Source organism: Elusimicrobiota bacterium, assembly GCA_016788905.1.
GTDB lineage: Bacteria > Elusimicrobiota > Elusimicrobia > FEN-1173 > FEN-1173 > JADKHR01.
On the sequence record JAEURZ010000003.1, the window covers coordinates 50,800 to 75,957 of the forward strand.

9 protein-coding genes are annotated in these 25,158 nt (G+C 52.2%); 4 read left to right on the plus strand and 5 right to left on the minus strand.

Annotation, left to right across the window (positions count from 1 at the left end; translation table 11 throughout):
• The 4 genes from JNK54_01930 (at window position 1) to JNK54_01945 (ending at window position 20,498) form a co-directional block, all read left to right on the plus strand.
• The gene (locus JNK54_01930; GenBank protein MBL8023029.1) at window positions 1–1,152 is read left to right on the plus strand and encodes an aminotransferase class V-fold PLP-dependent enzyme; all 1,152 of its coding nucleotides are present in this window, start codon (window positions 1–3) and stop codon (window positions 1,150–1,152) included.
• Window positions 1,153–1,300: 148 nt separating this feature from the next.
• A complete protein-coding gene (locus tag JNK54_01935; protein ID MBL8023030.1) occupies window positions 1,301–4,738 on the plus strand; it encodes a hypothetical protein in 3,438 nt (1,145 codons plus the stop codon).
• Between the two features lie 113 nt (window positions 4,739–4,851).
• On the plus strand, window positions 4,852–10,320 hold the full coding sequence (locus JNK54_01940) for an NUDIX domain-containing protein (GenBank protein ID MBL8023031.1): 5,469 nt from the start codon (window positions 4,852–4,854) through the stop codon (window positions 10,318–10,320).
• Window positions 10,321–10,388: 68 nt separating this feature from the next.
• Window positions 10,389–20,498 carry a hypothetical protein gene (locus JNK54_01945; GenBank protein MBL8023032.1) on the plus strand — a complete coding sequence of 3,370 codons (10,110 nt, stop codon included), beginning with the start codon at window positions 10,389–10,391 and terminating at the stop codon, window positions 20,496–20,498.
• Between the two features lie 211 nt (window positions 20,499–20,709).
• Here JNK54_01945 and JNK54_01950 read toward each other — a convergent pair whose 3' ends face one another.
• From JNK54_01950 to JNK54_01970, 5 genes are all read right to left on the minus strand, one after another.
• Window positions 20,710–21,132, minus strand: a complete 423-nt coding sequence (locus tag JNK54_01950; GenBank protein MBL8023033.1) for a hypothetical protein — start codon at window positions 21,130–21,132, stop codon at window positions 20,710–20,712.
• Window positions 21,119–21,604, minus strand: a complete 486-nt coding sequence (locus JNK54_01955) for a DUF420 domain-containing protein (protein ID MBL8023034.1) — start codon at window positions 21,602–21,604, stop codon at window positions 21,119–21,121. Before JNK54_01955 ends, JNK54_01950 begins: the two co-directional genes overlap by 14 nt.
• An 84-nt stretch (window positions 21,605–21,688) precedes the next feature.
• The gene (locus JNK54_01960; GenBank protein MBL8023035.1) at window positions 21,689–23,359 is read right to left on the minus strand and encodes a putative transporter; all 1,671 of its coding nucleotides are present in this window, start codon (window positions 23,357–23,359) and stop codon (window positions 21,689–21,691) included.
• A 20-nt stretch (window positions 23,360–23,379) separates the two neighbouring features.
• Window positions 23,380–23,862 carry a CopD family protein gene (locus JNK54_01965; protein ID MBL8023036.1) on the minus strand — a complete coding sequence of 161 codons (483 nt, stop codon included), beginning with the start codon at window positions 23,860–23,862 and terminating at the stop codon, window positions 23,380–23,382.
• Between the two features lies 1 nt (window position 23,863).
• Window positions 23,864–25,117 (minus strand): radical SAM protein, encoded by a 1,254-nt coding sequence (locus tag JNK54_01970; protein ID MBL8023037.1) that lies wholly within the window; start codon window positions 25,115–25,117, stop codon window positions 23,864–23,866.
• Window positions 25,118–25,158 lie beyond the last annotated feature (41 nt).

The following is a 25,158-nucleotide window of genomic DNA, read 5'->3' on the forward strand; positions in this document are numbered from 1 at the left end:
ATGGACCTCTACTTTGACAACGCGGCCACTTCTTGGCCGAAACCACCCGCCGTCTTAAAAAGTTTTGAGACCTACCAGCGCACCGTGGGCGCGAGCGCCGGTCGCGGGGCTTACCCCCGGGCCCAGGCCTCGGGATCGATACTCGCGGCCTGCCGGAAGGCGTTGGCGGTTCTGGTCAACGCCCCGGACCCGGAACGAGTGATTTTTACACTCAATTGTTCGGATGCCCTCAATATGGCTATTCAGGGGATCCCCTGGCGACGCGGGGATCGTGTTCTTGTCACACCTTTTGAACACAACTCAGTGCTTCGCCCTCTCCACGCGTTGAAGGCGAGGAGGGGGATCCTCATCGATTGTTTGCCCGTTGATCCGGAGGGGCGGGTTCGGTTGGAGAAATTGTCCGTAAGCCTTCGCCCGAGGACAAAGTTGGTGGCCTGTGTGCACGCTTCAAACGTGACGGGAGTGATCCAACCCGTGGCGGAAGTGGGGGCTTTCGCTCGAAGAAAAGGGATCCCCTTTCTGGTGGATGCCGCTCAATCGGCTGGTGCGATTCCCTTGGACATGGGCGCGATGAAAATTGATCTTTTGGCTTTTCCCGGACACAAAGGGCTCTTGGGGCCTCTGGGTACTGGGGCCCTTGTCCTTTCAGAAAACATGGATCTGGAACCTTATCGGCAGGGGGGGACCGGCAGTCTCTCCGAGCTGGAAGTTCAGCCCCTGTTTTACCCGGATCGGCTGGAAACAGGCAGTCATAATGCCCCGGGGTTGTTGGGTTTATGGAAAGGGGTACAGTATGTCGCCCAGCGGGGCGTGGCCTCGATCCGGAGGCATGAACGGGCCCTCCTTAACCAATTCCGGGAAGGGATCGACACGATTCCTCAAATACGGTATATTGGTCCTTCCAAGTCCACCCACCAGGTGGCGGTTGTCTCCCTTCTCTTGGCGAATGAAGACCCTCGGCTTTCCGCGGCCCGGTTGTGGAAAAAAGGGCGGGTGATGGTTCGGGCCGGTCTTCACTGTGCCCCTTGGGCTCACAAACAGATGGGGACTTTTCCCCAGGGGACGTTTCGATTTTCGTTTGGGCCGTATGTCACTTCGGCGCAGATCGATCGCGCGTTGGGCGCGCTTCGGGGCCTGGCCCGTGGGACATAAGGTGTTCCGATAGATTCCCAGAAGAGCCATCGATCACAGTTTTTGGCGTTTTAGCCGATAAGTTATAAAATCCCTCTTGAAGGGGATGGCCCACGGGGAGACGTGTGCCCTTAAAATCTTTAGCGGAGAGCGACGAAGGGAGAAACCAATGAACCCGAAAGACACCAACGAAGAAGCGCGCATCATCCAGTACATCAACTTGAAGCTGGCGGCCCGGGGGCAGGCGACCTACGGGGGCGTTTCCGGGGATCTCTTGGAAGTGGCCTGGCCCCTGTTGCAAAACCATCAGGAAAAAAGCCGATTGTTGGCGGGACATCTTTGTCCGCCGGACCGACGTATCCAAGATTTCCTTGACGCCTATTTGCATGAGCCGGAGGGATTGGAGCCTGTGTCTCTTCCCCATTTGACGTTCACGTTGGATCGGCCCGGTTTGGCCCGAACGCTTTCCCTTCCCCCGGACCAAGACGAGTTTTCATCTTCGATCATCCACACGTATCGAGTGAAACAGGGTATTCTGCACAATCCCAAAAGTGATCGACGGACAACCGCGGGCGTGTTTCACGTGGCCGAGGGTGGGTTTGCGGTTCCCTGGGATAAGAAGGCTGTTCCCAAGGTCGCGTTTCGGAACCTTTTTGCGGCGGCGGTACAACCCCCGGAGGACAACAAAATTCTTCCGTTCACCTCGAGCCAAAAGGAGAAAGTTCGCGTATGGGTGTCCCTTCTCCTCCGTCCACTGGTCTGCCCCGCCGTTCCGGGGCTTCGTCCTGAAAAACGAACGGAGGTCCGCTTCTTTGCTCCGGGATCGTTGATCAGCAACCTCGATTTCCTGGAGCGCATTTTTGGGAACGCGGGCGATCCCTCCCTTCCCGCCAACGATGCCGCCCTTGATATCGATGGGTGGACCGGACACACGGGGTGCGTTATTTTGGCTCCCCACTTGATTACGTTAAAGAAAAAAGACCTCGGGTTACCCACTCGGGACCAAGCCACTGAGCGTCAAAAAAGAGATGGCATGTGTTGGGACCATCCCGACGACCTTTACAATGACGGACAAGCCTTTAAGATTACCGCGCGGGATGAGCGGGGCGTGATGGTCACCCTGATTGCAGATAATTATTTTGGGTACTGCAAGAAGGAAGTGAAGACGCAGATCAGTTACTCCGCCAATCTTTACGGTTGGGCTGAGGAAGAGCACGCCGGTGGAGCGATCGCGTTTTCCAGTTACGACCTCGGGGTTCGGTTTGCCCAGGAAGTCCGGGCGCTCCCGCAAAACGGTTTTACTTTCGCCGATATTGCCAAAAATTACGGAGACCTTATGGAGGTCCAACCTGAAGGATATGGGGTGGATCGCCGGTTTCCGGACGTTCTCTATGTCCCGGAGGACGCGGTGTTCGACATGACCTCGAAAACCGTCTCCTGGGAGTGGGACGGTGTGAAACGGTCCCTTCAACTCATCGCGCGAAACGTTTATATTCTTCCCAATGGGTACAAAGTGTTTCTGTCTCACTCGGTAGGGGGGCAAGGATGGCATTTGCGAGGCACCTCGGCCGAAGGAACGGTCTGTCATAAGCCCAGCACCGTCAGCGGTGGGGGAAAGTCGGAAATTTCAAAATCGATTGAGGACGCCATGGTTCAAGGGCCCGTGTTTGTGGCGGATTTTCCCAAAGACATGGACAGAGTGGAAGCCATTATTCGCCGGTCCTATGAGGACCGTTTCAAAGATCGTCAACTGGTTAAGAACCCTTCCCGACCGATATTGGGTGTTGATCGATCCCTGGGTTCAGTGATTAAACTATTAACTCCAGCGGCGTCTTACAGTAACGAATTCAACGAGTGGCTTCGTTCCATTCCGTCGTATATCAAGGATCTGGTTTTCATAGTCAAACGTTTTTACCATTCCGATTGGGGAACCGATTGGCGCAGTCATTTCAGTGTGGACATGGTGAACGGTACGTCGGGCCATGAATTAAAGTTGGACGGGCGTCGCTTGCGGGCCACCTATCTTCGGGTGGGTTTTGAGCGGGACGGATCCCGCCGGATCTGTCGCGTGCGCCAGGATTTTTCTCCCACAGAAAAAGTGCAGACCGAAGATGACATCACGGCCTCCGTGGTTGTTCCGCGCGAGTCCATCGTTGGGTTGCGTGCGGGGGAAATTCACCCGAGCGTTAAAATTGTGACCAATTGCGAACGACGCTTGTTTCAGCGCCCGGATGAGGCGATTCATCCCGGATATGACAAACAAGCTGAGGCGGATTTGTCTGGGAACGAGGTGTTCCTCTCCAACTGGGAACCCATGGGCCCGGCGGAAGCGCGGACCTTGGTGGATGACGCTCTCTCCTTTGAGCTGTTCACGGCCCCGGTTCGGGATCTATTTCATCGGTTCCTGGCCGATGGAAAACCAGCCTATATCGTGTCGTCCGCTCGACCGCGCATCGTTGATGGGAAGCCCTCCAAGAATCCCCGGTATTTGCAGGAACGTCCCGACTTGATGAACCCACGGTTGGTGCACGTCTCTGAAATGGGGACCCGTTTGTATCGAAAGATCCCCATGGGAAAACCTGTCCCCTGGGTGGTGGACGCGGTGCTGCCCGCGCGGCGGAACAATCCCCCCGAAAACACGAAAAAAGGCATAGGAGCACCACCACTCTGCGTCTACAATCCGATTCATTTCGAGGAACTTCCTGAACTGTTTATGGATTTTGTTTGCAGTCTCACAGGGAAATCTCCTTCAACGACGGGTTTCGGGTCTGAGGGGGCTTTAACGAAAGGCCCATTCAACGCTCTTCCGCCGGTGATTGACCTGAACAACGCGATGGTCTCCTATATTTTGACCGGGTATCAAGGGTTCACGACCGCCGCGGGTCATGTGGGGCCCCATATTCAAGTGGACCACGACATCAGTTTGCTGGTCCCCGAAATCTGGGCCCGTTTGAGCGCCGAAGAGCTGGATCCAGCGTTCCTCATTCGAGAAGGGTATTTGGAACCTGTCTCGGACTTTGTTCATGAGGGTAAAACGGTTTTGGCCAGCCGGTTGGGGTATCGGATCACCGATAAATTTGTGCGTGGATTCCTTGGAAGAATTTTCAATAACCCGACCATCGTGTTCACTCCGGAAATGTTGCAGCCGGAATTGCAGGATCTGGGCGTTTTTGTCCAAGGGGTGAACGCCATTGTCGAGGCTCAGCAGCGTGTGGCGGAAGACTATTTTTCTGACGGCAGCGTAGCCCTGGCCTGCCCGCCGTTGAAGGCACTCTTACATATAATGGCGAAGGGAAGCTTTGAAGGGAAAGGGCCCTCTCATCCGGACGTTCGAGCCCTTTTTGACCGTAAAAATCTGCTCAAGAGCGACTGGTATCAGGCCCGTCTTTCCGCTCAACAGAAAAAAGACATCGCTCTCTGGCAGCGCCACGTGAAGCATATGGAGGCGTCGCTCAAATCCTTTCCTCCCGAAGAGTATCCTCTGATGGGCATTGACGATCGATGGGCTCACGCTAAAAAGATGTTGGCCGAAGTCAAAAGTCCCGCTTATCGGGAGTCCCTCGTGGGGTGCCTTGGCGTCGATCCAGCTTCTCTTTCTTCCAAATAGGGCTCACGTTTTTACCCGTATTTGATTTGGGTCAAGGTGAGGTGTGAGAAAATTTACAAAACCGTTACAATTCCTTAAGGTGTATTGTTGGTGTTTTTCGGTAAAGTGTTGGCATGTTGATCCTTCCCGGTCAATTCAAAAGGGTGACGGTTGCCATTCTTTCCGTTTCCCTGTTTTTTTCTCAATGTCTTTTTGCCTACCAATCTGAAAATGGATTTTGGGAAGACCGGCGGAGAGCCACCCAGCGGCAATCTCCAACCCAATTGGCCTCCCGGTCCATGGGATCTCCTTCCCTGGGAGGGGGCGCATTGGCCCCTGTTCCGATCCTCAATTCTTCTCTTTCCTCTAACGTTTCGAAATCACTTCCGAAAAGTTTTTTAAAAGACCACGCCAACCTTTTGGCGGTGCTGTCTCCCGCATTTGGAAATATCCGAAAAGTATCTCTCGGGCACCCCTCTCCCTTTTCCGGCCCCGTGGTCATTCATATTCAAGACGTTCATATGAATCAAGAGGCCCAGTGGAATATCCGCGAAACGGTTCGATCGTTAATTCAGTCGGGCCAGGTGGGCTTGGTGGCTTTGGAAGGAGCCACAGAGGAACTGAACCTCCAACCTTTTGTGGATTTTCCCTATCGAAGAGCCGTTAAGTCAACGGCGGATTACCTCCTCAAGCAGAACAAAATCACCGGCCCCATTCACGCGGCTTTCACCGCAACGGGAAAACTGCCTCTCCTACGCGGAATTGATGATCCTGCCCACTATCAAGCCAACGTCCAGGCCTACAAAGATTCCGCTCCGCGGTTGCTGAAAATGCGCGAAGAAGTCCACGTTTTATCGATTCAGATCGAAGCTGAGAAAGGAGTTGTTTTTTCTCCCACCTTACGTGCGTTTGACCAGAAAGTCCGAGCTTACAGGGCAGAAAAAATGGCCCTGGGGGACTATGTTCGGACCCTCATGGAAGTGGGGGGCGATTCTCCTGTCCCAATCGCCCTCCGCCATTTTGGCGAGGCGTTGGAAATGGAACGCACACTCAACTTCTCTCAGGTGGAGCTTGAGCGGGCCAAGGTAATCGAAGGACTAACGCAAAAACTGGATCCTCAAGAAACCAAAACGATGATGGCCCTAAGCCTGGCTTATCGGGCCGGGCAACTCAACTACGCCGAATTTTATACGCAATTGAGGGAAACGTGCCGGGCGAAGGGGCTCTCCTTGTCGAATTATCCTGCCCTGGATGCCTACGTTCGCTATGTGCTTCTGGCTGAGGGAATCGATGCTGAACAGTTATTGGAAGAGATCTCGATCCAGGAAAAACGTGCCTATGATCGATTGGCGGCAACGTCGGAAGAAAAAGATTTGATCGCCCGGTCCCGTGAACTCTGGTTAACCGAAAAGTTGTTGGATTTTTCCCTGACACCAGCGGAATGGAAAGAATACGATACCACCGTTTCCAGGCCGGGGCGGGAGAATCTGCTTTCGTTCGAGTCGTTCTATCGGGAAGCCCATGCCCGTGACGGCGCCATGGCGGATAATCTCCTGAACGCTGTGGGGCAAATGCCCCAGGGGAAAAGGGTCTCCATCTTGGTTACCGGTGGATATCACGCGGAAGGGATTGCCAAAAAATTAACAGAAAGTGGAACCACGGTCATTTCCTACGTTCCGAAAATCGAAAAAATTGACACGACCCAGGGATCGGCCTACCTCAGTGTTTTCAGTCAAGAGAAATCCCCATTGGAAAAGCTGTTTTCTGGGAATAAATTATTCTTAGGCATCAACCCTGCGGCGGGTGTGCCGTCAGCGGCTGTGTTGTCTTCGTCTTTAGCCCAGTTGGAAGGAATTGCTTCGGAGGACCTGGAAAAAATATCTGGCTATGTAAATGAATTTCACCCGGGCATGAAATTATCACTTAAAGATCCTCATCAAATGCCGGACAGTGGATGGATGGCTGAGGTCCATGTTCAGGTCGGGGACGAAGAAAAGAGTTTTACGCTCATAACAGATCACGAATTCCGTATTAAATCATTCAACTTAACCGAAAATGAGGAACGCCCGCCTTTCGCTTGGCTTACGGAAGTTCTCATCCCTGTTCATCACTTTCTCCAGGGCCACGCGGTCAACTTATGGCTCCGTGAAGGGAAATCCCCTGAGAGTTTTCAATCTTCATTCTTGGCTGCCCGTGAAACTTCCCTTTCTCGTTTAGTTAAGCAAACCTTGGCGGCGCGCAAATTACTCCGATCACAAATAAATGCTAACGGAAGGGCGACCGGCTGGATGGGGGTGGGGATTTCTTGGGGGATCGGAGCGGGGGTGGGATTCGTTCGAAAGTGGTGGGGGAAAACTGAAAAAGGGGAAACCCCTTTCTCCTACGCAAGGCATTTTGTTTCCTGGAATCGGGGATTAAACGCGTCTCGTTCGGAAGATGGGGTGAACGCCTTGGTGTCTGTTTCGGCGGGAGGGTTGGCGGGGCAGACGTGGATGGGTATGGCGTTGGACCCTTCTTTTCTTTTTGTGTGTATTTGGTTTTTGTTGTTTGTGGCGTCGCACTATGAGAAAAGAACAGGCGAAGGGAAAAAATCCTCGCTTGAAAAGCTAACCGGGCAGGCCCCCAGTTTCAGCAAAGCCATACAATTGTTCGGGTTTTATCTTCTTCCCCTTTCGTCCTCGGTGTACATGGGGGCGTCTTCGGTGCCCCTGGGCTGGATTCTTTTGGTGGTCTTCCTCTATTTTCTTCTCATTCGGCGGGTGCATGATCAGATCAATAAAGAAAATGGGGTTCATTTAGGGGCATGGGGAACCTATTCCAATTTCCTTTTCCCAGCGTCAGCGGCCTACTGGTATGCGCGGTGGAGCGGGAAGGACGCCCAGGAGGCCCATGGGATCGGTCGGAAATGGATCTTTCTGGAAGGGGTCCCGTTGATTGGTTTGATACTGATGGGTGGCTTATCTTCAGGTTTGGGAGAAGAAAGCGTGCTCTGGTTCGGTATCGATCCCGTTTTGGGGTCTTTGGCTCTTTTAGGGCACTTTGGGATTGCCTGGGGTCGATTCGCAATGATGGCCCGGGTGGAAACGATGCAAGGGGAATCCCCACCGGCGGTGGGGGCCGTGACGCGTTACCTTATTTTGTTTGGATTGTTCTTGGTCCCCGGAGGTCTCTTCATTGGGTTGTTCGTTAACTTGGTCGTGGCTCTTTTGCAATGGGACGCGGATGGGCGCGTTCCTTCTACTAAAACACCCTGGTCTCCGGAAATCACACGAAAAGGGTATCAGATCCACTTGGTCGACTCGGATCAGTTGGAGGGATCACAGGATAAATGGCTTTCGGTCCGGGCGGTCATCACGCGAATTGGCCCTGACGGTGAGATCCAGTACCTGTTGGTGAAAAACCCTAGTGATCGATGGGAGTTTCCGGGCGGGGGAGGGGCTGAGGGGGAGTCTCCCACAGAGGCATTGAAAAGAGAACTGAAAGAAGAATTGGGGGAGCCGTTTGCACAGGATGTGGTCCAATTTCTTACCGAAACAAATGAAAATAAAAAAAATAAACCGTTAATTACTCATGATTTAATGAAACCCAATAAAAATAAAGAATATAGATCAGTTTATCTTGAAATTTTCCCCCTAAATAAAAAGAAACACTCTTCTGTCCATATTAATGATGAGTCTTTGAGTAGTCGTTGGTTGAGTTACGAGAGAATGAAAATTGAACTCCCTTCGTTGACATTGGCGACGCGGATGTCGTTTCTCCCCGAAGTTTTTTTGCGCGAGTTTGGGATTGAAGGAGTGGTGTCCATGTCGCCTTTATTTGGCGACCCAGGAGCGCTATTGGTTGAAACAAAAACAAAGAACTATGTGTTTCGCAAAGCGGGGAAAGATGCGTCAGAAGCCGCTTTTAATTCGGCGGTTCAAGCACATCTTTTTAAGAACGGAATTCTGGTGAGAGAATTAATTAAACGGCAGGGTTCGGAAGAGAGTGAAGAGAAATTTATTTTAAGGTTAGGAAATGTTCCGTTTGTTTTGGAACGTTACGGGGATGAGGGCGAACCCATTAAAAAATCCGACGCTGAGGAAAAACACTATATTGCGTTAGGAGCATTGGCCGCTCAAGTTCAAAAGGCTTTAAAAAGTTTCCCAAAGAATTTGAGTCCAGATCGAAGACTCCCACGGTTTGAGGAAATGGTGAATCCAACGGTGGTGCTGGGTCTCAGCTTCTGGAATGTGGGTTTTTCGATTAACGAGGATGGTTCTGTTTCTGTTTCGCGAATTCGTGTATTCGACCGTCCCCATTGGGGAGATCGGCTTGAAGAAATAGTGAATCTAGCGTTTGAAGTTGAAGCCCCCGGTTTACTTCAAGAACTTGTTACTGCGTATGCTTATCAAATTAATCCGGAACTGACCGATTCGGAGGTCCGTTCTTTAAATGGACCGAATCAGAAAGCGAACATGAGAGTAGCGTTTAGTGGGTATATGGCCGCAAAAAGGTTGGCTGATGAAAGGATTAATAACGCAAAAAAAATGTCGCCTTCTTCTCTTTCTTGGTTTTGGATGAATTTTCCATCCCACGTAAGCATTTTAGATGACCTCCTACGGAAAGCGCCCTGGGAATCGGTGTTTTTGGTTGTGGGAATGGGTGGCGCTGTCATGGCCAATTTGTTGCTGGGAGCTTCGATTTTTTGGGTTTTGGCGGCGTCCCTATTGGCCGGGGTGTTGGGGTATTCTCATACCTGGGGAACTTATGGGTTTGTGGATGGAAAAATGAAACGGGTTGTGGGAGCCCTGTCTGGGAACAAAGCCGTTTCCTGGTGGCTCTGGACATCAATCTTTGGGGCTCTCTTGTTGGGGGTGGGGCCGATGGTTCCGGCCGAAGCGCTTGGGTGGGTTCTGGGTGGCGGTACTTGGGCGGCGGCTTGGGTTGGGGTCGTTGTTCACCGGCGGGGGAACCGGGAATGGCTGGTGGATCATTTGGACAACGGGAACTTGACCCCGGCTCAGAAAAATATCGCCCGGGATATTTTAAAGAATTTGGAACAGCGACCCATCCGGCTCGGGGTGGAGGAGTTTCGGGCCATGGTCATGCAAACGGCGGAAACCTATTCCCGTGGACAGGGAAGTCTTGCCATCGATGTTCATGCCCCAGCGGCGTCGCTTGGCCAGGGGATAAAGCTGTATTTTGTGGATCCTGTGGCGGTTCGTTCTTCCGAGAATGTGGAAAAATTGACATGGATGATGAAAGCGGACAAGAATCTTTATGTGGTTGCGGGCAATTCAATCGATGGTTTGCCCAGTGATCGTGTCCTTGTGGTGGAGGGGGCTTTCCAATCGGTGGGGGGGAAAGACAACCCTCTCTTTGATGTGTCTTTGAAAGAAGTCCGAGTTCCGATCCTTGATCGATTTAAAAATCCGTCGTTCCGAATTCTCCAAACACCGCTGATCCAGTTGAATGGTGACAACTTGGTACCAGAGGATCCACTCCTTGTTGCGTCTAAGAATGCTCTGATTTTCATCCTGGAATCCATGCGGGCGTTCCCGTCCACCGCGTTTCACTGGGGTGATGTATTGCACGTTTATCGGGCTTTGGCGGAATCGGCTTAATGACAAACGGGGGGCGGTAGATCAAGCCAATGGAAAAAATGACTTTTCTGCCAAAATTAAATCCGATATTGCGTCATTTGAGTGTGATCCTTTATGTGTGCACTCAAGTGGTATTTACGCATGCCGCTGAATCCGGATTTTGGGAGGAACGTCGCAAAAGCCGATCTCTCATTGGCTCAACGTATGCGGCGCTTCCAACGTCCTCCCTCCCTGGGATGGAACGAGTGACTAAAAATCTCGGTACGTTGTCGGCCTCTCTCCATTCTTCCATTTCAAACCTCGGTGGCCATGCCCCTTTATCTCACGTCATTCGAGCCATTCCCCACGAATTAGGAAGCATTCGGAATATTTACCCACCCCAATCTCCCGAAAACCCAATCGTTGTCCTTCTTCAGGACGTCCATTGGAATATCGACGCCCAAAGGAATTTGAGCCGTTTGATTCAAGAATTATCTTCTTTCCAATGGAAGGATGGAAAAAGCACAGAAATGGTTCTGGCTCTGGAAGGGGCATTTGGCGCCATCGATATCTCCGCCTTTAGGAACTACGGTCACCCGACGATTTTGAGGCGAGTCGCTGATCGGTTACTATTGGATCGCCGCATTGCTGGGCCGCTCCATGGACTTCTATCGGGGGAAAAAATTCCCGCCCGCATTGTGGGCGTGGATGATCGGCGTCATTACCAGTCCAACGTCATGGCTTACCGCACCGCCATTCCGCATCAAAAAAGCCTCCGCAATCAACTTTTCCAAAAACGAAGAGAGTTCGTTAAGCGTCAGAATACCGTTTTCAGCAAAGGCCTCAAATCCTTTGATTATGAGGCACGGTCCTACCACGAGGGGAAAAAGAGCTTAAGCCATTATTCCCGTATTCTGGCGAGCACGTATTCGGGAAATAAACAAACGTTCGCGCGAGAGAACCCCACCCTGTCCATTTTCCTTCAAGCGGTGGAGATGGAATCTTCTCTTGATTTCAATCGGGTTGAACGAGAACGCGGGCAATGGCTCAATCAATTGACCCATTTTTTATCAGCGGAAGGAAGAAATTCCTTAATTGAAGCTGGCATCTCTTATCGATTGGGACAGATTAGTTTGTCGGATTTTTATCAACACCTCATTGCGGTGGGTGGCACGAGGGCCCCTTTGGCAAATTTCCCAGCGATGGCGGCCTATACCAATTACGTGCTTTTAGGGGAACGGGTGGACCCAGGGAAACTTTTCGAAGAAGTCACCCGGTTGGAAACGGCTCTCTATGACCGGTTGGCGGAAAGCCAAGAGGCAAAAGCCTTGGTCAAGGACACTCGAGAGCTTGATCTTTCGCTCCGGTTGGTTGATTTCGCCCTCACTCCCCCAGAGTGGGAGGCTTATAAGCGTTGGGTGCCTGAAAATTCCAATTTGGAAATTTTTGAGCGGTTTTATAGGGAAGCAGAAGCGCGCGATGGGACCATGGCGGGGGCCCTTCAGTCCAGTTTGATTTTGTCTAAAGGGAACAAGGGTCCACTCGGTCCCCGCCCAACGCCTGCGTTGGGGATTTTGGTGGCCGGGGGCTTTCACGGGGAGGGAATAACGAAACGATTGGTGAACGCAGGGATCGGGGTGATCACGGTGGTCCCCCGAATTAAAACGTTGGATGACAAACCGGGGCTGGCCTTGTCTGTCTTTACCCAAGATCGGACCCCGCTTGAAAAACTCGTGTCTGGGGAAAAATTGTTCCTTTCAGAACCGGTGTTTGATCCCTCACGCCAAGCGTTGACCGCACTGGCCTGCGCCGCCACGGGGGCGGCGGATGGTCTCGCCATACCCCCCGGTGAAATCTCCAATCTATTACCTACCCCATTGGCCGATCTTCCCACCCAAGTTCAGACACCATCCCCCCATACGGGTGTGGTCTCGATCCAAGCGAGAGGTGGCGAAGTCACCGTTACTTCAACACTTGAAAATCAAGGAGGACAGATCCTCTCCCTCACTGAATCCCAGGCGGGAAGAGGATTGCCCCAACCCGAACCCCTTCGCGGGTATTCCTGGGAACAATTGGTTGCGGCGATGAGGCCCTTTATCGCCAGCGGGGGAAAAGACGAATCCTTTTATCGGGGGGTCGTATGGGATTTGATATTAGACCCTCGCCGGACCAAAAGACTGGGTCCGTTGCTCTCACGCCAAGCGGTGGACCCGGCACAGGCCATATCGGAATCCATCGACAACGGCCAAGATGGTGTTCTTCGACGGTTTGAACCGGATGTTCGGCCCGTCGGGCGACGCGGGGTGGGAGGGATTCAGATATTCAATGATCTCAAATCCAGCGCTGATCGCGTTGTCATTACTTCTTCCCGTGACGGGCTCAATGGCGTTGAATTTACTTTCTGGAAAGAGGGCGGTGAAATTCGATTTACATATAAAATTCTTTATGTCTCCGAATGGGGAGACGAAAATATTAATGCTCTTTTGCCAGCCCTGTCAAAAGATATCGCCACGGAATTGGTTTTTCGCCTTCCTCAGGGGACGAAAATCGACGTTCGCTGCGCTCTTTCGGCCGAAGAAACGGGCCGCCGTCTATCCTTTGTGAGAAAAAAACTGCGCTTGAATACCCGTTCGCCTATCGACGTTAATGGGACGAATGTCGATCAAACAGGCGAATACAAACACGGGGGCCTCACGCGTCCGGTATCGGCCACGGAATTGCCTCCCGTTCACGTCACCATCAACCCAAACGGATACTCGGTTACAGATGAGGGCATTGGCATGGGTTTGAAAGAGATGTTTGAGGACTATCTCTTCCCCTACAAGACAACCAAATCGATGACCACTCCCCATGGAGAAGTTGATTATTATTACAAACCGGGCTCCGGTCGGGAGACAACGATCGCATCGTTCATCCCATCGAGAGAAATTGAATCTCTCTCGCCCTCTCCGGAAGGGACTCCCCTCAACGTCATTCCGGAACTGTGCTTGGTCTTTCCCGATGGTGCCAACCTGACGGAAGATCGAGGGACCATTGACTTAGTGCCATCCGATCAACGCGTCACTTCCGAAATCGCGGGGATGAAGCGTTTGATTGACCGATGGACGAATCCAAGGCTTTCCATCGAAGAACGGTTTGCCCTACTGAACACTTTGGCCGTATTCTTAAGGGCAAAACAACCTCGGGCCGAGAAAGGGTTGACGAGGGACAATCTTCAAACCTGCACAGATCTCTTGTGGTATCTAAGCAAGAAAATCCTCCCTTTGTTAAAACAGGACAGGGAACAAGGAAAGACGTTCCTTCCCAACACCGAGGAATGGCTTTCTTTTGAGGGGAAAAGCGGCGTCATTCTTTTGGATACAGATATTTTTGAACCGAACGCGGCGGATTTCATCGCTGCAGGGATGTCCGATGTAACGGAAAACCCACTGTGGGCTCCATTGGATAAGCGGATACGTCATTTTTATCTGGCGGATTTGAGCGCGGCCCCTGCGGTGATTCTCGTGGGCAGTGGGGAAACAGTTATTGTTGATCGGACTGTCTTTGAGCGAGAAAGTTCTGACCCGGAAATCCTGTTGGAGAGAATTCGAAAAAGTATTGATACGGCCTGGGGAAAATCCAGCCAAACGTTAACAAAACAATCCCCTTCCAAAAAGTCTTGGGTTCAGAGGCATTCCCTCCGTATCGCCTCCTTTTTTTTGGCCCTGCTGGTCGCCGCTTCGCTCTGGATGACCTGGACTGTTGATGGAAAATTTGAGAATGAACCGGTTGAATTCGTCCCCCATCAGATGACTCTAACTCCTGGTGCGATCGGATGGTCAGCCCCCAGTTGGGTCGATTCGGAATGGTGGAGTTCGTTTTTCTCATTAGACAAGGAACTTAAACCGCGCAAACCCTATGGACGGATCATCGGTTTAGTGGATTCTCCTTATCTGGTTAAAGGGTTTTACCCGCATCTTACTGGCGACGGTTCATTCAAATCAGCGGGCGACCTGACCTCCCGGATGGAGGGACCTTCTAAGTCAAAAATAAGCCTTATGGTCGCCGTAACAAAGGAAAGAAACGAATCCATCCCTTTGCTTGTTCCTTACCACGGACAAGTGGACGCCAAGAGCGTTAGAATCCATATCCCTGGAAGACCTGCGGAGGCCTTACCACTCGCATACGAATCGGGACAACCGGTGGTTCATCCTCTAACGAGAGGATCTTTTTCCCTCTCATGGGACGTTTGGGTGGCTGAGAAGCAATATTTTAGTTACCGAAACCTACCTCTACCACCCAAAGAAATCGAGAATTTCCCCTCCGAATGGGCAGCGGTCCTTGATCCTTTGCAATCCGCGCACGACGAAAAAAAACTTTCGGCCATTAAACATCTGATGGGACGCTATTTCGCCTACGATGCCGGTAAAACCTATGGATTTGATGGCACCAGTTGGGCCAGCACCGCTAAACCCTATTTGGAAAGAGGAGAACGAATTCCAATTGTCTGCAACACATCAACGTTATATTTTTATCTGATGGCGCGTTATGTGGGCCTTCCCGCCATATATGTCGAATTAGAAAATTCAGGAAGTGAGAATATCCTATACCGGGATCTGTCCGGCCACGCGCAGGTCGTCGTAAAAGTGGGATACGAATGGGTCGTGCTTGAAACGACCAATGTAATGCCTCTTGTCCAAAGAGCGTTTCCCTTAAAACCGAGTTCACTATGGGGAGATATTCAATCCCAAACTAAAAATTTAAATTTAATACTAATCGGTTTTTCTGGTTTTTTATTTTTTATGGCTCTATGGAAGGGGGGACCTCAATCAAAGGAATATTTTTCAAGGAATTATTTTAACCGGTTGAGATATTTTTTAAAAAACAGAGTTCATTTAAAGGGATTCGATATACAGGTCTCCCCATGGGGAATGATCAAAAAAACCAGAACCACAAATCCTTTTGGAAATCCTTCGATTGAAACAGAAACTCATCTGGGTGTTCTTTATCAAACCAAAGGATCAACGTTTACCCCGTTGAAATATGAGCATGGCAAATCCGACTACTTTCTGTCTCTTAAAGGGGAATTCGAAGGCGTCATAATCAAATTAATATTTCTCTTGGTGTTCAGCGTCATCTTTGGATCAATTGGATGGGATATTTTGTCATCTTCATCGAATCTGACGACCCCGATCCTAATGGGAATATCCATATGGATGTTGATCACCTTTTTGGTTTTGCATCGACTTCCTGTGTTAATTCGCCTCAATGAGAATGGATTAAAACTTGTTTCTGTTCCCTATCCAAAACGATTCGTTCCTGAGGTTTTAGAGGTTAAAGACGGCGCCTATTTGGATTTTGGGGGAGGTGATTTCTATTGGCTGGGACTTGAATCGGGTCACCTTAAGAAAATTGTTATTCCTGGACTTCGGGAAATTAAACCTGTTTCTAAACCCGGAGGGAAAGCCGCTTTAGTGGCATTGGTTAAAGATCAAAAAAATGGATCCAGATTTATTGTATACGAACCCCAGGGGACTCATTTAAGGGAAGTATGGAGTATTCCCTCTCCCCCAAGCCTTGCCCCTCTGTATGATTGGAAATCATTATACTTGTTCCCATCGAACCAATACGTCATTGCCTACCAAACCATCAATTCGGATATGACGGAATTCATTACTCTTGGCCAACCCATTCCGCCTATTCCGTCACAAATTCCGTTGAGGCATCTTTATCCATTTCAGAACAGTTTTATTAGTGAAGTGGGGAAAATCCCGATTTTTCCTGGGGATAGTCATCCGGAAATTACACCTCGTCTGGATGGGAGACCGTATTACATCTTTTCAGACGATATTGTTGGGTTCCCAACAGGTGAGCGGGATGACGAGTCCAAATATTTAACTTTGTTCAATATTTGGTCGGGTGACCGGTTGGGGGAAATACCCATTCAAGGAATGGACAGCATCTATAACCCTATCGTTTTAATTGATAATACTGTTTTCAGATTATCTCGCGCGACTGACGAAAAGGGATCCCCTAAACCCCAACTGCAAATCATCGATTCAACGGGGTATCGGTCCATTGACCTCGCCCCATGGGCAGGGCTTTCCAAAACTATTTCCGAGGTTTGTGCCAGAGTGACAGGGCATCCTCGAGATCTGTTTATCACCTTCGATGCTAGGCACAGCCAGATCTCCAAATACACGAGTGGTGAATATATAAATTCCGGCCTTCCCTTCTATTTCGGGTTCGACCGCCAAGACGGACTGACAATATTTGGAACGGAATTAAATCGTGTGTTTACCAAATCTCCCTTGAAACCCCCGGAATTGAAAGAATTAAAGAAAAAATTGGATGGACCTGCCTTGGAATCCCTCGAGAACCGAATGTCGTATATGACAGAATGGCATCCCCACGAATTGTTCATTCCCTGGGTGGATTCCACCATCCCACCGGATGTTAAAGATCGGTTGGATGGGGTGGCTCGCGAAAATCTAGAACGGCAGGATTGGGTGCGGGAGGTTTGCCGCGCCCTATACGTTTTGAATCGAGACCCGGCTGGACAGGCAGGGCCAATTCTCAGACGTTACATGGACTTATTGGAGATGGATCCCGAATTGGAAGAAACCCTTCGCGAAAAACTCTTTACCCCTCAAACAATGCCTGGGGTTGACTATCCTATGGAGCCCATCGTTTTTTTATGGCGGTCGCCCAGCGAACAACCCCCTCTCCCTTTAGAGGTGGAATTTTTCCTGTCCCTGTTGTCGAAAGAATTCGAGGATATTTTGAAGTGGGAAACCGAAAGAGCCCCCACCTTCCCGACCGACATTGTCATAAACCCTTTAAGTGACGACCGTTCTTTGTCCCGGTTTTTGGGGGCCGCCCGAAAGACCTCAACAGAAGAGTTGGATGGCCCTGATGGGTTCTCAAAACTTAAGGACACCTACGATGAGTTAAGCCCCCAGGACCATGCCGCCCCATCTGAAATCGTGGGGCCAGCCAACAATCAGGGGCTGGCCGAACCGTTGTGGCTGCGGGAACTGGTACAAAACGCTCGGGATGCGGTAAGAGAAGCCCGCCGAACCGGGGCTTTATTACAAGATCCGGCCATACGAATGGGAAGTTATTTGAACCGAGAAGGAGAGCGTCCTCGTCTGGTCGTTAGCGTTAAAGACGGGTTAGGAATGTTTTTAAGCCGTTTGGTCAAAAAGGTGTTGGACCCGGACGAAACGACAAAGACCTTAGCGGACGATCTGCTGGAACAACTGAGAAAGGGAACGGACACCACCACCCGCACGCAAGGGGTTATCGACACGCTCGTGCAACCGGAAAAACGTGACGATGCGGCCCTCCGCCAGGCGATCCAGGAGCAGATTGAGGGCAATGAAATTAATGAAGCGTTGGCGCGGAGAATGGCGGATGCGTTTTCGTTGGACATGACTCCCACCAGCTCGGGGTTTATTGGGATTGGTTTCTTTACAGCTTTTCAGGCCGATGAAGTCATGGTGCGAACGGGGCGCGGTGGCTCTCTTCATGAAATTAAATTGCGGACCGTGAGGGCGTCTGACGATAGGCGGATTGTGGACATTCAGCTCTTGTGGGCTCGAAAAATCTCGGATCCCCAGGGAAAGTATCAAGGAACGGATGTTCAATTGGGGTTCGATCTCCCACGAGAGGATGACCCCACCTTTGATCGTGAAGTGATTCGGGCCCGAATACGCAACGCCCATTTTCATTGGATGGCCATGAATTACCTCAGTGGGGTATCGGATGTGGACATCTATTGGAACGGCGTCAACCTACGGGAGTCCACCTCCCCAGGAGCGACTGTTGGGGAAATGGCCTCGGTTTTAGGATCCCGTCATCCCGGCCGCCTTTTGGTGGATGAACTCCGCATCCAAGAGCTCCCGAAAGCTCTCGTGTCCTTGGTCCCGACTTGGGTCCAACGGGTGTTGACCGAGGAAGGTGTTAACATTAAGTACCCCCGCACCCGGTCCTTCGTTCGAACACGACGCGCCATCCAATCCCCGGAAAACGATGCGCGTCCCATGGCCCTCTTGGCCCTGCGCACGGTCTATGTTCATTGGCGCAACGGAGGAGTGGTGGACGGGTTGCCGCCTTATGAGGAGTATCGCCTCCAATCACCGTGGAACAGTTATCCGGCGGATGAAAACGTTCGGAGGGATGCGGCGTTCCTCTTGCAGACGAACGGGAGCAAGGACGGTCAGGAGGAGTTTTGGGGCCGGTTTGAAAAGGAGTATCTATCGGCTCGGGGACGTTGGGTCCAACTTATGCTGGAAGTGGCTGATGATCGAGACGCCTTCTATCGTCAAGCTCTGCCCCACGAGTTTTCAACCGCATTGGATGCCGCCCGGGAAAAGGGTGTATTGCTCGGTCTTTCCCCTGCCCGGGCGCCTCCCGCTTCCTCCGACGATTTGAGTCGGCGCGTTCTTCGTCCTCACCTGGCACGCTGGGCACGGCTCTTTCTCGAAGGACGGGTGAATATCGAAGGTCGTTCGGTGAGAGAATGGGCCGGTGTAACACCATCTGGAGAGGACTGGACTCAATCCCTATGGCAAGTTGTTCCCGAAGGGGCCACCCTTCCTCTTTCTCAGATCGTGGCGACCATGGACCCAACCGCGACCCCTGTTTTGGCTGAGGACACAACACAAATGGAATTATCGATTCGGGCCCTCTCAGAGGCAGGGAGCGTTTTTGCGGCGCGGTTGCCCCTTCCTCCCACCCACATGATGATCGACGAACGCCTCTTGTGGGCCTTAAAACTTTTTTTACTCAAAAATGAACTGTCTCCTCTATTGGACGCATTTTTGATGACGCTCGGGCGGCATAAGAATGGGTCAGCCGTCTCCTTTTACGAGCAATGCTTGCGTGAAGGGTTGGATAAAGCCGACCTGAAACGAAGGTTGGTGTCCCTGGGTAATATTTCCGACATCGACGCGTCCATTGATCACCAGATCCAACTCTTACGCGAAAACCCGACCCATCAGCTGGATACCTTACTGAAACCCAATGTTTCGTCCTCCTCCACGGTCCTTCCTGGGATGATTCCTGCGTTTACCCGGGCGCTTCTTTACCGGTTTGTGAAATGGTTTGGCGCAAAGCGGGGAACATCCTTCTATGTGAAATGGGGATCGGCTTTTTCCGAGGGTGTCACTGTCCTAGGACTTCCTTTGCTCTTGATGGAGATCGGGGGAGGGGTATTTAATCCCCTCTCTGCGCCAATGATTTTTTGGCTGATGTACGCCTCTGGAAAATTATTGTTCGTGCGGGCCCACCCCCAGGGGAACAGCTTATTTTACGGGATGGCTTTTGCGCCAGTGGGAGTGGCGTTCTTTGTTGTGATGTTTCTGGGCTTATCGGTTCCCGGGATCCTTCTTATCGTCGCGTCGGAAGTGGTTCCCCATGTTCGCAACAACACCGCCTATTGGCATAGGTTAAGTCCAGGAGAACGATTGGCTTTGGAGGTTTCCGCCGCTCAGGACGCCCTTGCCCGTGGGGTCCGTGTTCGTGATGCGGATGAGCTCAGAGAGGAAACCTTTCAATTGTTGCTGGGTGCGGATTCCCTTGGCCAGCGTTGGACCCATCACCTGCGCGTGGAGGACATCTCTTTGGAACAATCCCGTTTTAAAGAGAAGTATGGGCAGGTCCAACGGGAGGTCTTTTCTCCCCAAATGCCGCGTTCTTTGAGGGAAACCGTGTTGGAACAATTATTTCGAAAAATGGGACCGGCTCAACGTTTTGAATCCATGTGGGGGGAAGAAGATTCGTCCACGAATGCTGTTTTGATTTTGTTGGACGAATTCCGAACCAACCAATTGGAGGAAATTGTTACTAAGGCTATTCAGGTCTCTCTCCAGCAGAAAAAACAATTGCTTTGGGTCGCTGAAAATAGGCCCCTCAAACTCCGGGCCGAGGCTCTTCTTCGAGATCGGGGGATTTTCGTTCAAATCCCACTCTTGAACGATGGAACCGATTTTGTTCGTGTGGGACGATTGGGGAGAGTCAACGACGGAGCCCTTGAACAACTCACCCAGCCCCAACGGAAAGATAAAGTGATCAGACAACTCTCCATCTGTTTGGGGGAAGAATGGACGATCCAAAAAACAACCCAGGAATCCTTGTTCCAAAACGCGAATATCTTTTTCTTCGATCGCTGGCTTTCTGTTCATAAACTACTGGAAGAAGGACAGCGCCTCGCCCACTTCATTGCTCAAATGGCGTAGGATCACCTTCCGAAAAGAGGAAATGGTTTAATCCGAAATTCCCCGTTGGATCGCGGAATTTGACAAAAAAATTGGGCCTTTTCCTTTCACAAAAAAAGTTTGTCCGTAGTCCCTGCGACCGCGTTGGCGGAAATCTTCCGTCGAAAACACTCCCTCTCCCTCCCCCTCTCCCGTCAACGGGAGAGGGAAACCCCTTCAGCGTTACGGGAATTTATCCGCCGAAGCGGAGGGTCGCTTTGGCGGTGCCGTCCCAACCGCAATAGAAGACGGGGGCGCCTTCTTCTTCCCAGTCTCGGGCGGCGGTTAATAACATTTCCGGGATCGCCATGCCGGATTCATTGAGAAAATCTTTTGTTCCGATCAGGGCGGCCCGGGGCGTTGATTCGCCCGGCAGTTGAACTGCACCGCCAAAACCCTTTTCCCCAAAATCTTGAAATCCACTGACCGTTTGCGTTCCTTGGCTGTTCCAGAGGGCTACGCGGTGAAGGTCCTTGGCGCAGGGGTGTTGTGATTGCGCGGCTAAACTGGCGGCGATCGTTAAAAAATCGCGCTGGGCCTCGATGCTGGCGGGCCAGGTTTGGAAACCGCGGAATCGCCAGGCCGGGTCGCCGGTGGGGTGGTCAAGGTTGTCCATATTTTAGGAAGAAATAAATTCCCACTCCGGTTAGGCATACATACATCCATATGGGCCAGGTCCAGCGGGCCCATTTACGGTGGCGATCGAAATTTCCTTTAAGTGCGAAGGCCAGGGTGGTGAGAACCAGGGGGACGACCACTGTGGCGAGGACGGTGTGGGACGCTAGGATGGTTAAGTAGATTGTGCGAATGGTGCCGGTTCCTAGAAATCGCGTGGTTCCTACCCGGGCGTGGTATTCGAGGTAAGAGAAAAGGAAGATTGTGGAGAGCAGGAAGGCGGTGCCCATGGCTAGGCGGTGGAGGGCGACCCCCCTCATCCGGCCCTTCGGGCCACCTTCTCCCACCGTTGGGGGAGAAGGAAAAACTTGACCCGTTGTGCGGATGGTTTGGATGGCGATCCATCCGATTGTCAAGAATATGGCGGTGGAGCCGTTTAGTAATGCGTGGAGAGCGGGGCGGGATAGCGTCACAGTTACCCCCCCCCTCTCCCGGTCCTTCGGACCACCCTCTCCCGCGGGCGGGAGAGGGTATAAGAAAAGTATCCCATCAAAAGACTATCGTAATAAAATCAGAACCAATATTTGGGTGGAGAGGACCCGCAAAAGCATGGTCAGGGGGTAAACCGTGGCGTAGGACAGCGCGGGGAGTTCCGAGTTCATGTAGGTGTTGGCGAAGGCCAGGGCGGGGGGATCCGTCATGGAGCCAGCCAAGACTCCACACAGGGCGGTGAAGTTGGTTTTATGGAAATAGCGAGCCGCCAATCCCACGACCAGGAGGGGCACCAAGGTGATGGCCGCGCCCCAAAGGACCCAAGAGACGCCACTTCCGGACATCAAAGTCTCGATGAATTTTCCGCCCGATTTTAACCCAACGCAAGTTAAGAAGAGGGAAATACCCAGTTCTCGGATCATTAAGTTGGCCGACACGGGCATATGCCACACCAACGAACGCCATTGGCCCACACGGGCGAGCACGATGGCCACGATCAGGGGTCCCCCCGCCAAACCCAGTCGGACCGGAGCGGGTAGGCCAGGGATCGTGAGAGGCAAACTTCCGAAAATGACCCCGACCGTAATTCCCACCAAGAGAGGAATGATTTGGGGATCGTTCAAGTCTTTGGGGGAATTTCCAAGCACGCCGGCGGCTTCGTTGATCGCTTCCCGCTCACCCACCATGAGGAGAGTGTCCCCGAATTTCAAGGTCAAATCGGGACGGGCGGCGAACTCCAAGTTCATTCGTGTCAGGCGGGACACGGTCACGCCAAAACGTTTCTGCAAAGAGAGTTCTTCAAGGGATTTCCCAAGGATGGTTTTGCGTGTAACGATCACCCTCTGGGTCGAAATATTGCTTTCCACTTCGCGCAAGTCAAGTTCCGACTTTTTGCCGATGATGGCTTCAAGTGTTTTCAGCATTTCGTGGGGACCCACCGCTAAAATAACGTCGCCCACCGCGAGTGTGGTGGTGGGGTGTGCCACGGTCACTTCCCCGTTGTGCATGACCCTGGAAATAACGACAGACGCCGCCGGCAGGCCGGGGACATGCCCGATCGGCAAGCCGATGAGCGCGCTGTTGGTCACTTCCAGATTGGCGGAAAAAAGTTTTGGGGCATTTTCCCGGCTTTCGGCGGAGAACTGGTCTAATTCTTTTTCCGGATGGATTTTGAAAATGGTCTTGATGAAAATCATTGAAAGGATTATTCCGATGACGCCGAACGGATACGCGACCGCGTAGCCGAGCCCTGGCATTTTGACGATTTCGGAATGGGCCCCAAAAACGTCGCGGAGGGCCTGCTGGGCCGCCCCGAGGCTGGGGGTGTTCGTGGTGGCGCCGGAAAGGACCCCGACCGCCGCCTCCACCGGGACACCGCCTATGAAATGGGCCACGAGAGTCATCCCCACGCCAAGAAGTACCACGGAAGCCGCCATGATGTTGAGGGGGAGACCTCCTTTTCTTAAGGACGAAAAGAACCCGGGGCCAACTTGCAGGCCGATGGCGTACACGAAAAGGATGAGCCCAAATTCACGGATAAATTCCAGGACATGTTCGTTGATGGTGATCCCGAAATGACCGAAAATGAGACCCGTAAAAAGGACTCCGGCAATGCCGATGTGAATGCCCCAAAGTTTGAATTGGCCCAACGCGAGACCGAGCCCCGCAACGAGACAGATAACCGTTACCGCGTGGGGAACGGATTCGGGATTAAGAAGTGTGGCGAATAAGTCCATGGTTTTCCTCTTGGTTTTATTTAAAAGGTGGTGAGACGAAGTGCGGCCGCGCAAGCCACCACGGCGAGCGTGGCAGCGATGTTGAAGCGGGCCCAAAAAATTATCCGGCGTGTGGCGGTTTTGAAATCCAGCGAATCGGGGGTGTGGCTGGTGCGGACGAGGGCGGGGCCCCAGCGTTTATCATGCAAAACGCCCAACACCAAGGTGAGGACAAGAAACCCCATCTTGAGTCCAAAAATGCGACCGTAATCTGTTTCGAAAAACGAAACGGTCGAAGAGAAAAAAATGTAGCGAACTTGCCAAAAACCTGTGAGGATCAAAATGCCTAGAGCCCCATGGCCGAATCGTTTGAAGCGTTGGGCGATCGCGAGGGAAAGGGGCATTCTGTCTTTCGGGGTGAGGGTTTTCCTTAAAACGGGTGCCAGGATCAAGGCCAAAAAGAGTTGCCCACCCACCCAAAAGAGGGCGGCTGTTAAATGCAGGAACAGAACGAGTGTGGCCATATCAGTAGACGAACTCTCGAATGTCGTAAAGGGCGCGTCGCTCGCCTCGCGGAGTCAACTGGGCCTCTAGGGCACGCCGTTGGGACAAGAGTTCCGGTTCGGAGAGAGCGGTCCATCCCTTCTGGGCGGCCAGCCGTCCGTAGGGGGTTTGGGGTCCAGCGATGAGCGGCGAAAAATAGAGGAGGTCGCCCGGTCCCAACAGGGCGTTGCGCAGGAGATCCGCTGTTTCGCGGACGTGCGCTGACGCGTTTTCTTGCCCGCCCGCACCGAGCAAGACAATGAGCCCCACCGCGATGCCCGCGCTTTTGAGTTTGAAAATGCTCTCCGCTACCGTTTCGGCATTCCCTGGTTTTCGGAGCTCGCGTCTCAATGTCTCGGCTCCTGTCTCGACGCCGATGTAGGCCCGCCGGTAGCCTGTTCGGGACAGGGCTTGAAGATCGGAGATGGTCCAGGCCGACATTCGGGACGCGTCGGCAAAGGAATAAATTCCGCCCACTCCGTCCGTCTGGGGAGTCGCCAATTGGGGGAAACGAAGCGCCAGTTCTTCGGCCATGGGGATCAGGGCATGGGGCGGGGCCTGGAAGGCGTTGGCATCCCCCAAAAAAAGTGAACAACGCCCCGACAACGCGGGCCCGAAGAAGCGTTTGGTCTCTTCCGCGTGGAGGAGAACTTCCTCGAGGGTTCGGACGCGGGAGCGGCGTCCGCTGTAGAAATCACAAAAAGTGCACTGGTTCCAGGCGCATCCCTCCGCCACCTGAACCACAAGGGCCAAATACTGGTCCGGAGGAAGAATCCCGATCGGTTGCCAAATTTTCGAAAACTGGGCCGCGTCTGATGTCCAGGCTTTGTTTACCCCACGGATCAGAAAATCAAGGAAGTCGGCCGTGGCTTCTTTATCCACGGGCGTTTCCCTTCCGCGCACAAAGGATCGGAGACTGTTGCGTTGGGAAAGTATCGGCAGATTTTGACGGCAGGAGTTTATCAAATCCAAGAAACGCTCTTTGAGTGCTGTCCGTTCGAGCTCGGGCAATTCCCTTATGTGTCGGTGGGCTTCCCCCTCAGGGTTCCAGACCCACTTTTTTTCTAAACAGCGTCCGTCCAGGCCCCGGACAGTGTAAAAACCATTTTCATAGAGACCCGTCGGCCGACCCGCCCGATCGAACGAGAGGGTGGCTTGAGGGGAAATCACCAGGGAAAAGCTCCCGGATGTCTCTCCCACAAGCAGAGTCTCGATATCGGCTAGCGATGTGGTCATGGTTTGGTGATCCCCCTGGACTGTCTTGTGGGTTACCCCAT